The sequence below is a fragment of the Stieleria mannarensis genome, from assembly GCF_014154935.1.
GTDB lineage: Bacteria > Planctomycetota > Planctomycetia > Pirellulales > Pirellulaceae > Stieleria > Stieleria mannarensis.
Map to the genome: position 1 here is coordinate 42,925 of NZ_JACEHH010000003.1, position 17,770 is coordinate 60,694.

The 17,770-nt window shown below is 57.6% G+C and carries 5 protein-coding genes; all 5 read right to left on the reverse strand.

The genetic code is table 11. The features are described 5' to 3' along the window. Positions 1-202: 202 nt before the first annotated feature. Positions 203-13,666 carry an FG-GAP-like repeat-containing protein gene (locus tag H1B37_RS02660; RefSeq protein ID WP_182865076.1) on the reverse strand — a complete coding sequence of 4,488 codons (13,464 nt, stop codon included), beginning with the start codon at positions 13,664-13,666 and terminating at the stop codon, positions 203-205. A 541-nt stretch (positions 13,667-14,207) separates the two neighbouring features. Next, positions 14,208-14,831 (reverse strand): HAD family hydrolase, encoded by a 624-nt coding sequence (locus H1B37_RS02665; protein WP_182865077.1) that lies wholly within the window; start codon positions 14,829-14,831, stop codon positions 14,208-14,210. After that, on the reverse strand, positions 14,821-15,681 hold the full coding sequence (locus H1B37_RS02670; protein WP_182865078.1) for an alpha/beta hydrolase family protein: 861 nt from the start codon (positions 15,679-15,681) through the stop codon (positions 14,821-14,823). The genes H1B37_RS02665 and H1B37_RS02670 overlap by 11 nt, the downstream gene beginning before the upstream one ends. A 23-nt stretch (positions 15,682-15,704) precedes the next feature. Then, positions 15,705-16,334, reverse strand: a complete 630-nt coding sequence (locus H1B37_RS02675) for a LutC/YkgG family protein (RefSeq protein WP_182865079.1) — start codon at positions 16,332-16,334, stop codon at positions 15,705-15,707. 2 nt (positions 16,335-16,336) lie between these two features. Then, on the reverse strand, positions 16,337-17,716 hold the full coding sequence (locus H1B37_RS02680) for a lactate utilization protein B (RefSeq protein ID WP_182865080.1): 1,380 nt from the start codon (positions 17,714-17,716) through the stop codon (positions 16,337-16,339). Positions 17,717-17,770 lie beyond the last annotated feature (54 nt).

Consider the following 17,770-nt stretch of genomic DNA (forward strand, 5'->3'; position numbering starts at 1 on the left):
TTTTTCCCGGCACCTTGAAGCCTGCCGAGTACCAACGAACGTTGCAAACAGTCATTGGACGCAGGAGCAAATGCCTCCGAAAATCCACCACCATGAGTTCGGCCCAGGCGAGCTACACGGTCACGAGTTTGCCACTAAATGCCGCGAAAAACCTTTAACTCGAAGATGGCTGTGCTTTTCTCTCTTTGGCCAAGATGTGGAGCTATTCAGAGCTTGGACTCTCGCGGATTTTCGATGAATAGCCGTTCGCGACGTCCGCCTGAAATCCGATAAAGTAAGAGGTTGACCAGCCACCAAGGACTTCGTCTTCGCTCGTGTCGGGTAATCCGGTGGCGTTGTCCAGCGGCGGAATGGCACTGTAGAGTCCAACGCCATCTCCAGCCCGCATGTCTCCCGTACCGCCGGAACCAGCTCCAATGCCACCACCGGTGCCGACACGTCGAAACGGGCCAACGAACAACAATGCTCTATCAATATCCTTTAACTTCCCATCCGGTTTTTCCGTAAAAAGCTGGACATTCGATTTTCCGAACCCTAATGCAAGTCCGAGACCGGATCCCCAATCGGTCGTCTCGTATCGACCAGCCCCCTTGATATCGAGCACCCCGTAAGTGTAACCAGCGACAACTGCATCGAAGCCGAATGTTTCCCAGGTCCCTGTCCATTTCTTGCTGTTTTCTTCGTCCGGAAGCTCAAACTCGCCCCAGACCTTGTAAATGTTGGCCAATTCAATGATTGTAGTAGTGATCCCGATTAGAGTCCCCAGCAGTGCGACAAGAAATTCACCATCAGGATCAATGTTGTTGATCGGATCACCACTGACATAGGTGTAGCGATTGAGATTCCTCCAGTCCCCAGGCTTCACGCCTGCGCGGTCGGGGCTGACAAATCGCCCGTCCTCAGGCGAATAAAAACGCGTTCGCAGATAATCAAGTTCGACACCGTCTAGTCGCCGCTGTGCACGGTAAAGGAAATCGTTCTCGATGGTGGCGTCTTCCGTTAAGAGTTCACCGAATGCTCCGTAATCGTAGGTGGCGAGGGCCTTGCCGCCGGAGCCGCTCATGCGCCGTACGCCGCTGTGCAGATCTTGGTGATAGTACGCGGGCTGACCGGCGCGAGTCATCGACAATCGATCAATGCCGTAGGTGTAATAGGTTTCGGCAGTGCCCGTCGGACTGTAGTCAGCGACGACGCGGGGCCGTTGGCCAACTTCATCGATCAGATGGTTCTGCACGACGCCATCGCGGTTTTGTCGGACCAGATTGCCCTGAAAGTCATAGGTCAGTTGTGTTACGGACGTCACCCCGTTGGTGGTGACTTCAATCTCAACAAGTCGCCCCCATGGATCCCAGCGGTAATCAGTTATCGACTCGGGCGTCTGCTTGCGAATCAGATTGCCATCGGCGTCATAAGCGTAGGTCGTTTCGCCGAGGTCGGATACTGAGCGGACGAGACGCCCGCCTGAATCGTACTCATGTGCCGTCGTCCCATCGGCATTGTGTTGCCTTACACGATTCCCCGCGGAGTCATACTCGTAAGTCGTTCGTGACGTCAACTGCCCGTTAGAATCGAATCGTTCCTCGGCGATCAAACGATAGGCCAGGTCATAGCGATACTCTCGGCGACCTTCGGGTGAGATAACCGAACTAATTTGCCCAGAATCATGGTAGCTGTATCGATAGGAGTCGATGATTGCCCCATTCAGTGTCTGTGCAATCTCGATTGGACGGCCGAAGTCATTATAGCTGCGTGTCTCGGTCATGCCGTTGGGATAGCTGATCGATGCGACCTTGCCGGCTGCGGCGTACGTGTAAGAAACGGCGTCGCCGCTCGGATCAATCACGCGTGCTACCTGCCCATCCGCGTCGTATTCGTACCGAGTCGAGCCGAACGAGGTAGTCATCTCGACAACGCGGCCGACGCTGTCATAGTCGTACGCAATCGTTTCTCCATCCGGATCGGTTTTGAGGATCAGTCGCTGGCGGCTGTCGTACTCATAGCGAGTCGTGCCCCGCGCATCGCGCACCGTTTCGACTCGCCCGGCTGCGGTGTAGCTGACCTCGTATTCGACTTCGCTAGCGGTTTGCGTCAATTCGTTGCCGTTGGAATCAAACGTTGCCTCGATTCGGCTACCGTCTGCGTTCATCAATCCGACCCGATTGCCAGCCGCGTCATAACTGAATACCTGAGGTGTCTGATCACCAATCTGTTGCGACACGACTCGGCCTAGCCGATCGTACTCAAACTTGCTAATCACATCACCGGGCGCCGTTAGTTGGATGATGTTTCCAGCAAGATCGTACTCGTAGCGCGTAATCCCACCAGCGGGATCGGTAACTGAAGTCAATCGCCGGGAGGCATCATACGTCATCCGTGTTTCACCACCGTTGCGGCTGATCTGTGCGATCCGATTTCCGACCGAGTCGTAACGGAACTCTTCGAAGCCACCGCTGCCGTCTCCGATAGCGACCAACCGCCCAACGGCGTCGTAGCGGCGAATTTCAATCGTGCCATCGGCCCGCTCAAGCCGCGTCGGCCGGCCGGCGGCGTCGAATTGAGTGGTTTCAGCAAAGTTGGTGACACCTTCGCTCGTTGCCTCACGCCAGGAGCTATCAAACGTTCGCTGGCGGATCAGTTCACCGTCCACACTCACCTTAGTTTGCCGAGCGAGGGCGTCGTGTGTGTAGTCGACGGAATACGTTTCGGTCCCTTCATCGTCGAGGTAGCGCACGCCCGCCAAGAAACCGCGTTCATCGTAGTTCATCTCTGCGATCAAGCCACCTCGGCTGAGCCAACGTATCGTGTTGCCATCGCCATCGTATTCGTACGTTGCGGATGTTCCGTCTGCGAAACGTTCGGCAACGATGTTGCCATTCCCGTCAAAGTCAACTTCGGCCGCGTTTCCTAGCTCGTCGATCGAACGCACCGGCTGCCCATTGGCATCGTAATCGGTTGTGGTGGTGGAGCCATCGGGCAAAGTGGCGCTCAGCCTTCGACCCTCCGCGTCATACTCAAATGTGTAGCCACCGACGCGGGGATCGTCGACCGTTCCGAACGCGGCGGTGACCTCCAGTTGTCGTCCCACCGAATCGAAGGTTCGCCGCGTCACGCGACCCATCGGGTCGGTAAACTCCAACACCCGGCCGGATTCATCTCGATTCATCGTCGTGCGAGCGCCGTCCGAATCGACTCGTTCGATAACGTCTCCCTGGGCGTTGACGGTGAACTGCGTTAGCGCACCGAGCGGATCGATTGTGGCAACTCGATTGCCCGATGGGTCATAACGATGCTTTGTTACATTGCCCAATGCGTCGGTCGCCGACGTGATGTTGCCGCTCATGTCGTAGGTTCGGTAGTACGTTTCACCAAGTGGGCCGATTCTTTGGGTTTCGAATCCTTGAGCATTGTAGGCATAACTGAATTCCTGACCGGCGACATCGGTGCGTTTCAGCAGGTTGCCGTCATCATCGTAAACGAACTCCGTTGTATCACCGAAAGATGAAACGGCGTTGATAACTCGACCCGCGTTATCGTACGTCCTTGTCACCTCGCGACCGGTGGCGTCGATCACCGTCTCCGTTCGCTCGTCAGGATTCTGCGTGAGACGCCTCAGGTTGCCCACCGCATCGCTTAGACTCGATACACGACCGTCTACGTCGTACTCAACGACGTGCACCGCCTCGCCGCTGGGACCAACGACGCTAGACAACCGCCTCGGAGTGGATCCGTCATACAGATACTTGGTCAACACTCCGGTGCGATCACTGAATGATGTTAACAAGGCATTGTCGTAACCGTATGTCAGAGACGCTCCGGATGGATCCGTGATTGCAATGATCCTCCCGCGCGCATCGCGGTCAACCGCGACTGCTACTTGGTCCCCGTAACGCACACCGTCATTGCCGAAAGTCAACGTATTCCCATTGCGATCCTGAGCTGAAGTCAGTTGGCCGCTCGCACCTTCAACTCGATAACGAATACCGTCGCGTGTCGTCACCACATACGCTCCCCCGAAGTCCGGGCTGGCAGGGTTGTAGGGAATTCCTCCGGGGGCGTAGAGTTCGCCCTGTTCGTTGACGTGTAGGTAGTTGCTGGTACCCGTCGAAAGCGTTGACGTGACACCGGGATCGGGTATGAAACGCGGGCGGGCTAGCACAAGATTGTTGCCGCCCCAGCCTGGCAGCACGCGGATGTCCGGATTGAAGGTGAATCCTTGCCGGCCTTGGCCGGGAATGTTCAAGAACACTTTCACGCCCGGTCGCAGTCCGCTGTAGATGCCGATGTCTTCCAGTCCGCTTGCCGGCAGACCCACGCGCAGATCCGTGTCGCGATATTCAAGTCTCCAACCATAACCAAAGTCGCCTTGGCGGTCTGCCTGGAGCGTATCGTAGATCCGTGTGATTTCGATTGGGATTCCCGCTACCGGAATGACCATGTCCGTAAAACTCAACTGGAAATTGCCAAGTTTCAATTCGCCCGCCAGACCCACGTGATGCTCGACCACATTTGCCGTACCTTCGGTGGTGGCAACTTGCAGCCGAATGACATACTCGTCGTTGAGCAGCAGGCTGGTATCCCACACTCCGAGCTCACCGTCGACAACCGGTGTGGTGCTGCGGAGGATTTCGGTGAAACTCGTCTCGTCGGCGCGGCGGTAGGACAGCGTGTACGCACCAAAGTTTTCGTGATCCGCCGTGCCGGTAATGGAAACCATGCCGACGGCGGTCCCATTGTCGGCCGGGCTGGTGATGATCGCCGTGGGGACTTCAGGGCCAGGGTTGTTCGACCAGCCCTCTGGCACGTCATAATTGAACGAAATCGTTTCCGTCGACACGTTGCCACTGGTGTCAATAGCCGTAGCCGTCGCGGTGATCGTTTCAAAAAACCAATCTTCAAATTGGAACGTGGCGGTGCCGGCGGCGCTCAGCGGTATGTCTTGGCCATTGGCCTCGAGCGTCAGTGAAGCAACCTCCACGTTATCAATTGCCTTGGCGTAGACAACAAAAGGTCCCTGCCAGGGCAAGATATTACGGCTGCCATCGTCGGGCACCTCGATCAGGCTCACCCTTGGTGCGACGCTGTCTTCGATGACCGTCAGGGTGAAGGATTGTGAGGTCGAGCCGCCGCGCGGGTCTCGGACGGTAACGTCAAACGAATGATCACCGAGGTCCGAAACCGTCGGCGTCCAGCGGATTCGTCCGAAGGCATCGATCGATGCCGAAGCCGGTGCTTGAGTTAATTCGTATGTCAATGGATCCAGGTTGGCATCGGATGTCAGAACGTCATAGCGATACAATGCTCCCGCAGTCGCTTCGGCGGGCGCGGAACTGTCGATCACTGGATCCAGGTTCTGCCCCAGCACATCGATTTCGAACGACTCGATCGCCGCCGCTCCGCCTTCATCAACGACACGGATCGTAACAGGGACTTTGCCTTCAGTTCCAACACCAGGCGTCCAGGTGATTCGGCCCATCAAATCGATCGCCATGTCGGCCGGCCCTGTCGCAATCAGGTAGCTTAGCTGGGTTCCTTCTGGGTCGACAGCATCGATCGTGTATTGATAGGACGATCCGACCGCGGCGAATCGAGGAGCGTTACTATGGATGACCGGCGCCGCATTGGCTGCACCTTGGTTGACTCGAATCGCAAAGGTTTGGGTGCTCGTTCCGCCCACTCCGTCGGAGACCTCGATGGCAACCGTTTGTGAGCCGACTTGATCCATACCGGGTGTCCATACGATCTCGCCGGTCGTTTCGGTGATCGACATTCCGGCAGGAGCATTCAAAAGGCGATAGGCAAGCGGATCGTTTTCGGCATCGCGCGCGATGACCGAGTAGAAATAGGCATTGCCAACCGCAGCCTCTGTGTCCGGAACACTCTGGATGACGGGGGGGCCGCCAAAGCGTCGAGCCACGAGCTTGAAGGAATGGATGGTTTCCGCACCGAAGGTGTCAGCCACACGAATCACAACTTCATGTTCGCCACGCTGGTCCTCGGCGGGCGTCCAGCGAAGCGTCCCCGCAACTGGATCAAGGCTCATTCCGGCTGGCCCATCGAGCAGTGCATACGAAAGAGGGTCCCGATCCGGATCGACCGCTTCAAGATCGTAGATGTATCGCTGGTCGACGACCGCAGCAAGGATCGGACTGGATTGAATTTGTGGCTTCGCATTGGCCAGCGAGCCGACAACTGAAACGGGGACGTCAACTTCCAGCTCCGTTCCGTCCGCAGTCACGGCGACGAAGGTCAACGAGTGTTCGCCGAGTTGGCTGCTGCTGGGTGTCCACCGAATCGTTCCATCAGCTTGTACCATCAATCCGGACGGTGCGTCGTTGATCGTCCAGTCAACGTCTCGGCCAAGTGAATCCATTGCCGCAATCCGCGCGATGGTTTGTTGACTGACTGGGAACCGATTGCGCGGAAGTTGAACGTCGACCAGTTCCACAAGCGGCGTCGCGGATGAGACCTCGATGGTAAAGCTCTCTTCGGTGACCGCACCCTCACCATCAGCGACTTGCAACAGGAACTCAAACGGCCCCGTCGCATCGGGAATCCAAGTCATTCGCCCGCTGTCCGCATCGATGCTCGCACCGTGTGTCTGACCAGACAAGGTGAAGGTCAGCGGTTGTTGCTCGGGATCCAGTTGCTCGGGGTCCTGAGCAGCGATATCGAACTGATGTGGTTGATTGAGATACGCCAACCGACCGGGCAATCGGGTCACAACGGGGGCGAAGTTGGGTGCTGTCACATCGACCGTGAAATCTTGCATCGCGACGGAATCACCCGAAACCGCTCGCAAGATCACGGTATGGCTGCCAACCTGAGCGATGGTCGGTCGCCAAGCAATCAAGCCGGTAGCGGGATCCACGACCATTCCCTCCGGTGCCAGGGGCAGGTCATACTGTATTTCGGCTTCGTTGATTGCCATCGCGACCGAGGCGTAGGTGAAGGTCTCTCGGGCTTCAATCGCCGAGGGCGCTGTGGTGACAAAGTGCAGTCCGGCGGCGACCGAAGTATTGGTTGGCCGGAGTACAAAGTCGTTGTTTTCATTGACCTCATCCTCGCCGAGCGTCACCATCAATCCATCGATTGCAGCCGCATCGATCCAGCCGGCCGGGGTGTCGGTGAGCAGTTTGTAGTCCCCCGCTGACAATCCGGCCAGTGCGTAATGACCGTCCCGATCGGATATCGCCATCGGCTCCGATGGATCGCGCTGTCCATCCTGATCCAGGTCAGCGAACACCTTCCAGAAAGCAATCGGTGTATCATCTTCGGTCTTGAGCTGACCTCGAATTTGGCTCAGTGTTAGCGCATTGATCGCCAGATCGTACGATGTTGCTGGGTCAGAACTATTGAACTGCTCCGGTTCAACTCGCCCGACAAAGCCGGACGGCGTTTCAAATCCGGCAACGGGCTCAATCCGCACGGCGTATTCACCCGGCAGTAGTTTTTCAAAACGGTAATCTCCGCTCGCGTCGGTCGATGTTTGGTGTTCGTGCGGATCGGCGAAACCGTTGTCGTTGGAGTCAATGAACAGCCTCCAACCGTCCAAGCCGGGTTCGGCAGGATGCTCACTGCCATCATCCTGCACACCATCGTCGTTAAGGTCATTGAATAGGCGTCCCGTGATACTGCCACGAAGATCTGGAAGCACATGCAGCGTGAACGTTTGGACGTCGAAACCGCCACGTCCATCTTCGACCGAGATCGAGAACTGCTGTGGTCCGGGATCGACCAGCCCGTCGGCCGCACCGGGAGGATTGCCATTGGTGACTCGATAACCGTGGTTTTCGTTTCCACTGTAGTCGCGAACCGTCAATTCGTCCTTTTCACCAAAGCGATAGTCCAACACGAGCGACGGTTCATTCTCGTATTGGGTGTTTAGCCCTTCACGAATTTGCTGCGCGTCGCGAGCGGTGTTCCAAATGCGATAATTGTCCGTCGCCCCCTGAAACTGGAAAAAGCTATCGTGGATGCCTGGGTTGCGATTCGAATAATCGATCGATCCCGGCAGGGGCCGCGTAAACAGTGATTGTCCATTGGCGTAGACGGAAACTTCATTGGTTGAGTCGTCGATGCTGATCGCGAAGTGATACCAACGATTGGCGTCGAACGAAAACGGCAAATCATAAAACTGGTAACCACCTTCCGTGTGAGCTTCGAACCGAAGGGTATTGTTGAACCGATTTGATAGACCATAGGCGTAACCCGCATTGTTGGACCGAGAGAACAAGTAATCGGCCCCATTTCCGGCCGGCAACGCCGTCCAGTTGAACCAACCTTCCACGGTGATCGATTCCGGTTGAAGAGAATCATTGACCGGCGTTCGAACGTAACCGGTACTCGACCGGGGGAGGAAGGTGCTGAGAGTAGAATCTTGGCGAGTGTCCCAGGCCAGTTCGCCGGTCACCGGATCCAGCGTGGCTCCCTCGGGACCCTCCAGCAGACGATAACGCAGCGGATGCCCGTCGCCATCGTTCGCCGCAACGCCATAGGAAAAGGCTTCACCCGAACCGATTTGGGTTACTGGCGTGGTGGCGATCAAGGGTGCCACATTTTCGCGAGCCGGCTCGACAGCAATCTTGAACGATTGGGTCGCCACACCGCCGCGACCATCGTCGGCCGAAAGAGTGACCTCATGCACACCGACTTGGTCGGGTGATGCCGCCCACAACAGATCGCCGGTTTGCGGGTTGATGATCAATCCGCCTGGACCATCAACGATCGCGTAGGTCAGCGGGTCATCGTCGGGATCGATCGCCTCGCTGTCGTAACGATAGACCTCATTCGGATCGAACCGATTATAAATCACGCTAGCAGTGGCATCGCCCGCATTGACGACGATCAAATCTTGACGTCCGTCTTCATCGGCATCGGCCACGGTAATTCGTTTCGGAAATTCACCGACGACGATCGACTGCGGTCGCGCGAATTGGTTTCGTCCCAAGCCGTAGAACAGCTGCAGGCTGTTTTCACTGCCGAGCGTGACCGCCAGGTCCAGATTGCCGTCGTCGTTCAACGAAATCGCAGCGACGTCGGTGGGCGTCGACGTGAGGTTGACGTACACCGGCGACGACAAGACACCGCTTCCGACCGATGGCACGATCATCACACGCTGCGAGTCGGGCAGACTGATGACCGCGTCAGTTACCCCATCGCCGTCGACGTCGGCGACGACAAAGCGTTCTGGGCGATCGCCCAGCGGAATCGCGACCGGTTCGCCGAGCGTGCCGCTGCCGTCACCTGAAAGAATCCACAACGCGTTTTCGGCGTCATCCAGGACGGCGACATCGATGTTGCCATCGTTGTCAAAATCCGCTGTCTCCACATCGATCGGCCCCGCACCGACAGCGAGCTCCGTTTGCGCGTATCCGTTTTCAAGGTCACCGACGAACACCTCGAGTGTTCTTGACGCTCGGTTGGCGATGAACAGTTCGAACTGTCCATCGTCATTGAGATCGCCCACGGCGACGGCCTTCGGAGCTCGACCAGTTTGCAGATCCGGCTGGCGAGTGAGTCCGCCAAGATTGTCGCCGACAAAAATTTGCAGGCGATCCATTTGCTCTTGGACTGCTAGGACCTCTTCGTTGCCGTCACCGTTGAGATCGACCGTCACCAGGTCGACCAAATCGTCACGTCGACCGGCATAGATCACGGCATCATCGCTACCGTAGTTGCCATTGCTGCCGGTGGCGTAGACAAAATCCAGGTGTCCGTCGCCGTCGATGTCCGCAAAGGGATTGCCGCTAGGCGGTACGGAAGCCACAACCCCCACCGATTCGTCCAGCGAGAAGTTGCCTGTCCCATCGCCCAGCCAAACAGACAATGGCCCCGAACTATCCTGACCGGTCTGGAACAAATCCAGATGGCCGTCTTCGTTGAAGTCCACCAGCCACGATTCACGGTTGCTCTGTTCGGTGCCCACCGGGCGTAGCAAGCGGTCGAACCTGAAATTGCCAGCGCCGTCATTGAGGAACACACGCGTGCCACGAAAGGAAACGGCCATTAGATCGCGGTCACCGTCGCTGTCGATGTCGCCGCCGACAAAATCACCCGGTTCGACAGGCAAGCCGAGGATGGTGGCTTGGCGAACTTCGTCGAATCCCGCCAATTCGCTGTAACGCGCGAAGTTGCCCTCACCGTCTCCCGCCATCACGACGACTTTGATCACATTGTCGCCGCCTGAGTCTCGTTCGGCGGTTGCAAAGTCCAGAATTCCATCCCCCGTGAAATCACCAACGTCGTACGCACTATCCCACTGAGAGACATTGACACCCTGCGAACCGGGTGGAAATGTGAAACGGGTCGTTCGGGAGAAGAACCCAGGGTTCAAGGAATCATTGATGAAGAAATCGATGTAGTTATCGATTGCGTTTTTGGCATAGAAGTCCGAGTAGCCATCACCGTTGAAATCGGCAGTTCCCATGTTGACGTAATTATAAAACGTTCCATTGGAAACCTTTTCGGTGACGGTGAAGGTGCCATCGCCATTGCTGAGCGCAACGTAGTAGCCGCCGGTACTGCGCGTGCTATAATTTCCCACAAAGTCCGTCAAGCCATCGAGGTTGAAGTCCGCCGCGTCACCAGCCGAAGAACCGCCGATTTGGCCGCTGGCGGGAATGGGATCCGAAAAAGTTCCATCGCCCCGGTTTAGGAAGGTTCGATCGTTACGCGAGTCGACAAGGTCGATATCGCCATCTCCATCAAAATCGCCTGGCACAGCGACATTCGATCCCGAGTTCTCCACCCAGGGAATACTGCGAGACCTGCCGAATTCGCCGGGTCGCGTTCCTAGTCGAATTCCCACACCGTCAAAGTCGCCGCTCTGGGTGAAGTACGAGAAGTCCGTGACGCCATCGCTGTTATAATCACCAAACATCGCGCCGCGGACGGTGGCCGAAGATTGGTTGGGTTGAATGTCGCCCGAAAAATCCGGTGTGGCGTATTCGACAGCGCGCAAATTGCCGTCGCCATCGTTGATACCCACCAATGCGGCCACTTGATTGGAACCGCTGGTGCCAAAGATCACATCCAAATCGCCATCACCATCAATATCCGTCGGCTCGAACCCGCCGGCGGCATTACCGGCCTGTAGTGTGAAGTTGACAGCCATTTGACGAGTGAAGGTGATGCCGTCTCCCGCGCCGACATAAAGATCCAATCGCGTGTTGAAACTTTCGAGGTGCAGAAAGTCCAGGTTTCCATCGCCATTGAAGTCTCCGGCACGCACCCAATCACGCCACCCCGAAACAATCGGCAGCGACGCAACCGAAGTGAACATCCCGGTACCGTCCCCGTGGTAGACGTTGAGTTCATTGCCGCCGGCAATCACAAAGTCCAGGTGACCGTCATCGTTAAGATCGGCGACATCATGGGGCCGTTTCATCGTGCTCAGAGTGCCATCGCTGCTGCCGCCCGCCGAATCGATGATTGTAGGTTCGTTGAACGTGCCGTCGCCGAGACCTTTCCACCACGCGGCCTGATTGGCTCCGCTCCCGAACGACGCGGTTTGGCCAATCAAATCGGTCACGCCGTCCTCGTCGATGTCGGCCACGCGAAAGGCGCTGATGATACCGCCATTGAACGATTGGCCGACGGCCTCGCCGAAAGTCCCATCCCCGTTGCCCAGCATCGTGAACAGCCTCGCATCCGGTGCCCGCCGAGCGAACAAAATGTCCTCGTTCCCATCGCCGTTGATGTCGGCAAGGATCAGGTTCTGAAAACTGGACAAATTGGTCCCCACCGAATACGAAAACAGTTCGCGTCTATCAAACGAACCGATTCCGTCACCGAACATCCCTTGGACCGAAAAGATGTACTGCGTCCCGTTCTGCGAGAATTGGTGCACTGACATGCTGACCAAATCCAAATTTCCATCCCCGTTGAGATCGCCTTGATCCAAACCGAGCACCTGGTTCGCGTCGAACACATCGCGAAACGCCGGCAAGCCCACATCGATGGAGTAACCGACATCGAACAGTTGGCCGTTGGCCGCAGGCAAACCGGTTGAATAGGACATGGCATCATCAAACCGATCGTTGTTCTCACCCGCGTAGACTCCGATCATTTGGTCGTCCGCGTTGGCCGTCACGATTCTGGGACCACGGAATCCGCTGATCACCGCCGCACCCGCCGGCCCGGCACCGACACCGACGGTCGTTACTTCGAACCCACTTGATGCGATCGCTTCGGTTACCGGGTCAGTGACGAAGTTCGGAGGGCGATTCTGCACCGAATCCCTGACCTGCAAATCAAAGGTCTGATCGACGAATAATCCGTACGGATCGGTCGCCCGCACCGTAAACCGATTGCTGCCGATCTCGGCCGAGGTTGATTGCCAAGTCAGCCTGCCGGTCGTCGCATCGATCAGGCCCGTGGAGTGCCCGGCTACCAGCGAATACGTCAACCGATCGCCGTCGGGATCGATCGCGAGTGCCGAATAGCGAAAGACATCGCCCGATTGCAGCACTTCAGTCGGACTACTGATGAAGCGTTCCGGTGCCCGATTCAAATCACCAAACGCGAGCAATCGGTATTGAAAGGGTTCATCGCCGGGGTTGGTGAACCGAACCTCCCGCGCCCGCGTCGACTCGCCCGGCCCCAGGGGACCATCGGCAAAGGGGGTCAAGTTGAAAAACGGACGGCCGTCAGGTAGCAACCCGTCGGGACGCAGCGTCGCCAGGTCAAGGTTCGTGAATTGATCCAACACGATTACCAAGTCGCCGGCAATCGTTTGGTTGCTGCGATTGGTCAGGACCAACTCGGTGATCACCTGTGATCGATCGGTCGAGTAGGAGGTCCTTCCATAGCTCGGCTGGACGCTATTGCTGAGATCGACCAGCGAATCAAAATCGATCGTTGCCGTATTCGACACGGATCGGTTCGCCGAAGCGTACACCTCGCTGGGATCGTCCAGTCCGCTGATGATTTCCAAGTCGCGGACGACGACGGAGGTTCCGCTGTCCCCGTCGTTGTTCACCAACCGGACCGTGACGTCGACCTGCTGGCCGATCGGCAGATGGGCGAGATTCACCGTCAACTCGTACGGCTGGCCGGAATTCTCCGCCGGGACCGTGACCGCGGACGAACTTCCCGTCGCGAGCTCGGTGTTTTCAGACCAGTTGAAGGCGCTCTGGCGGTCGGCCGTGTAGGTCTGCGTCACCGTCTGACCGTTGCCGTCGGTCACGGAAATCTCGACGGCATCCTGCATCCCTCCGTCGCTGCTGCGATCAAATTCGGGCGCGTCAAACGTCAACCGGACGCCTTGACCGCTGCGCGTGATCGGCACCGGCGTGGTGATTTCCGTCCGCAACGAATCGCCTTCGACCAACTGGGCATGGCAGCCCGCCGCAACGACACGTCCCGATTGATCGCTGATCGCTCCGCTGGTCGTCAGCGCGAACTGGGGTTCGAAAAACGATCCGGCCAGATTGTTGAGGACGAACAATGCGTCGCGAGGGGTCGCCAAACTGTCACAGTTGACATCGATGAACGGAGGGGTCACATCGTCGGGGACCTCCGAATCAAGTTCTCCGGTGTTGGCATCGACGTACGTACCGCGAGCGATTTCATTGAGCACCACCAATGCGTCGAGTGGTGAAACCGCCCCCGAATTGTTCACGTCCAGCGAAGACAGCACGTTGTGCCAGACTGCCGCCGCAAGCATCTGACGGGCTTCCAGTTGTTCAAATCTGGAACGTCTTGGCCGACGACGGGATCGCGTTCGACTTCGCTCGGTTTTGGAGGAACGGAGGTCTTTACCCACACGACGGCGATTTCGCGGTGTCAGCATGAATCGAGGGATAGCAGTTGGGGATAGATCGCTACCCGCCTTTCATGATTCTGCCGAGTGACCGAATCCGGCAAGAAAACATCCAAAAGCGGGGCAGCTCCCGGGGGGAACGGCAGCCACGCGAAATTTGCGTGTGCTTCAATCCGCATGCTAACTGAAGTGACGCCACATAGCGCACATTTGTTTCTAGATTTTCTGCAATGTACGAAGCCTGAAATTGGGGATGAGGATGGGGTCTCGTTCAAGGCAGTTCAGCACTCCCAACGAAACAGCGCACCTTGTCCCCCCTGAGTTGATTCTGGAACCGTGACTTGTTTCGTGAATGACCAGGAGTCTCGTGCACAAACGCTGGATTCTGTCGATCCAAACTAGCTGGGCAGGAGGTTCTTCGCAGTTGAATGATTCGGCCGGAGTCCTACTTCCCGCCCAAAAATCCCTCGATGACGGCTTTGGCCTGTTCTCCGCCGAGGCATTGTTCGGCGTGCCAGCCCCGCGCGGAAGCCGCTTGCACGTTTTCCGGTTTGTCGTCGATGAACAGAATCCTGTCCGGACGCACCCGAGCGGCTTTTTCGGCGGCCTCGTAAATCTTCCCGTCTGGTTTCATCGACATCACTTCACAGCTCAAGATCCGGACGTCGTAGTCGATCTGCGACACCGGCCAGGGCTGTTTTCGCACCCAGCGCCAATGCGCCGGGCAGGTGTTGGACAGCACGCCGACGCGACCAGCCGTCCGACGCGCCATCTCCACCACTTGGACCATCGAATCGATGGGCGTGAACATGTCGCTGATCGCGTCCAAGACCTGATCCTGCGGCAATCGATCGGCATCTAGTTCAAGCACGTCACGCAACGTTTGCGTGTACGAACGGCTGGTGATTTCACCGCTCTCGTATCGATCCTGTAACCCACTCTCATAGATGACTTCGCGGGCCCTGTCGGTGGAGATGCCGGCCAACTCGGCAAAGTTCCGACAGGCGATTTCGGGATCAAACGAAACCAACATGTTTCCAAGATCAAAATAGACAAATTCAATCTGCATGGTCCTCTTCCGTGATCGCTCCGCTGCGAATGATGAAATCGACGATCGGTGCCGGGTCTTTTAAACTGTGCGGGTGGTGTCCGACGCCGGGTTTATGGATCACCTCGATCGGCCCACCGAGTTGACGGTACCGCTGTTCCAAGACCGCCGTGTTCTCGTCGACCGGCACCACATCGTCGGCATCGCCGACGACGCACAGAATTGGGACATCGGCCGCAGCCAATGATTCCAGAGCATCGATGGGGTTGCAGCGCGACTTGGGGGACTGTGTGTCAAACGCTTCGGCTTCTCTTAATTTATAGGCGTCTAAACATCGTTTCCAATCGGCTGGGCTGCCTTTCCCGGAACCTTTTCCGCCCGGCCAACTCTTGATGTCGCACACCGGTGCGTCCGCGTAGATGCATCGCACCTGATCCGGATTCGCCTTGGCCCAATTGAAAACGATCAACCCGCCGCGGCTCATCCCTTCCAACACGGGCTTGGGGTTGAACTGAAAGGTCGATGTCACATGGCCGTAAAAGTCGTTCCAGATCTCGACGGCTTGGGGAGCACCATACAAACCCGCCACGTCGATGTAGGCGACGTGGAAACCACGCCTCAGCAATTCGACATCCAGCTGAGGCTCGTGACCGAAAAAACGTGCTCGCCAGATCCAGGGATTGCCCGCCGCTGCCGTTCGTGGTGTTACGATTCGGCAGGCATGACCTTGCCACTGGAAATCATAACGTTCGAACGAGTGAAAATCGGACTTCTTTCCCGGAAAGTCCACCGCCGATGCGACACCCGGTGCTGCGATGCACGGGCCCAAGACGAGCGCAACGGTCACGATCGCGGTGCGAATGGTCATCATGTCGTGTCTCCTTTCTCAATTCCCTACATGTCACCGACGATGAAGACCTGCAGTTTGCGGCAACCGTGGGCCCCGAGCACCAACGATTGTTCGATGTCGGCCGTTTTGCTGGGGCCGGACACAAAGACGCCGAAACGTCCGCCGAAACCTTCGATCCGCTCGTACGCCTGGTGCATGTTGGAAACGATCTGCGATCGAGGCACGACGATCGCCAGGTATTGGGCGATGAACAGCAGCACGCGATGCGGCAGCGTGTCCCCGTCGACCCAGATCGATCCGTTCTCGGCGATCATGAACTCGCCACGGGCGATCGTCCAATCCAAGGTTGCCAGTTCGTGCGGGTCATCCACTTGGGTCGCGTCGATGGTTCCGGCGACGGCGTCGGGAGCGAGTGAGACGACGCGGGTCGCCGTTTTGAACACGTCGATCTCATCCAACACGCCGCGGACGTCGGCTTGTGAGTCGACCTGATGTGCCTGGCCGCCGACCATCGCCAGCATTTCGACAAACTTGTCGATCGGTTGATCGAACTGGATCACGCGTTCGGGATCGACGTCCGGCAATGGTGGGATGTCGACACGTTTGGTTTGGATGCGGTCCAGAATCGCTTGTCGGGCGGAGGTGTCGCTCTGAGTTGATTTCGTTGTTTCCATGGTCATTTCGTTCGGTGGCGGCGGTGCCAGTCGCGAAAAGTTTCTTTCGGAGGATCGGGAAGTTCGCGGGCGATGGTCCAGGCGTTGAAGCGATGGTGGGTCGCCCAGCGGGGCAGGATCCGCAACGCGAAGCGTCCGACTTTTCCGACCAGCCGAAACAGCCGGGGGAAGCGAAACAGATACGACGCCATCGTCATCGCCCAGCGTTTGGACGCCGGCAACAGTTTCTTGCCGACCAATTCACCGCGCCAGGCGAGCAATTGATGATGCAGCGGAATCTTGACCGGACAAACGTCGCTGCACGATCCACACAGGCTGCACGCGTACGGCAAACTCTTGTAGGAATTCTGATCGCGTGTCGGCGACAACACGCTTCCGATCGGTCCGGGGACCGTCGCGCGATAGCTGTGCCCGCCGCTGCGTCGATACACCGGGCAGGTATTCATGCAAGCTCCGCAACGGATGCAGTGCATCGCGGCGCGAAAGGTTTCGCTTTCACGCAACCGGGTTCGACCGTTGTCGACCAAGACGATGTGCAGTTCGCTGTTTTCGTCGCGGGGACCGATGAAGTGCGAGGTGTAGGTGGTGATCGGCTGTCCGGTCGCCGATCGGGCCAACAGCCGGGTGAACACGCCCAGGTCACGTTGCCGCGGCAGCAGTTTTTCGATCCCCATGCAGGCGATGTGGACGCGTGGTAGCGAGGTGCCCAAGTCCGCGTTGCCTTCGTTGGTGCAAACGACCAGCCCGCCGGTTTCGGCGATGGCAAAGTTGACTCCGGTGATTCCGATTTCTCCGGCCAGAAACTTGTCGCGCAAATGGCCCCGTGCCGCTTCGGTTAGGTACTTGGGGTCCGACGCGCCTTCGTCGGTTCCTAGGTGGGTGTGAAAGGTCTGGCCGACTTCTTCCTTTTTGATGTGAATCGCCGGCAGCACGATATGGCTCGGTGGTTCGTTTCGCAACTGAACGATCCGTTCGCCCAAGTCGGTGTCGACGACGTCGATCCCGTTGTCCTCCAGGTAGTGATTCAGACCGCACTCCTCGGTCAACATCGACTTGCTTTTGACGATCCGCTTGGTCTTGTGATCGCGGAGGATTCGCAGCACGATTTCGTTGTGATGCTCGGCGTCGCGGGCCCAGTGAACGACCGCCCCGCGCGCGGTCGCGTTACGTTCGAACTCTTGCAGGTAATGCGCCATGTTGGCGATCGTGTGCGTTTTAATTCCCGACGCGGTCTCACGCAGGTATTCCCATTCGGGCAGCGAGCCGGCTTGTTTGTCGCGTTTGCTGCGGACGAACCACAACGCTTGGTCGTGCCAACGCGACCGATTCGGGTCGTTGACGAATTCCTTGGCCGCGGCCGGGTGTTGGACGATCGGAAGCATGAGGAGGCGAAGATTGCTGGGGTGGATGGGTCGGAAGCGTGGCGTGGTGTGGGC

What these genes read in the sequence shown, in the direction of transcription:
- H1B37_RS02660 (WP_182865076.1), bottom strand. Translation starts at nt 13,666, where the DNA reads ATGCTTGCGGCGGCAGTCTGGCACAACGTGCTGTCTTCGCTGGACGTG.
- H1B37_RS02665 (WP_182865077.1), bottom strand. Translation starts at nt 14,831, where the DNA reads ATGCAGATTGAATTTGTCTATTTTGATCTTGGAAACATGTTGGTTTCG.
- H1B37_RS02670 (WP_182865078.1), bottom strand. Translation starts at nt 15,681, where the DNA reads ATGATGACCATTCGCACCGCGATCGTGACCGTTGCGCTCGTCTTGGGC.
- H1B37_RS02675 (WP_182865079.1), bottom strand. Translation starts at nt 16,334, where the DNA reads ATGGAAACAACGAAATCAACTCAGAGCGACACCTCCGCCCGACAAGCG.
- H1B37_RS02680 (WP_182865080.1), bottom strand. Translation starts at nt 17,716, where the DNA reads ATGCTTCCGATCGTCCAACACCCGGCCGCGGCCAAGGAATTCGTCAAC.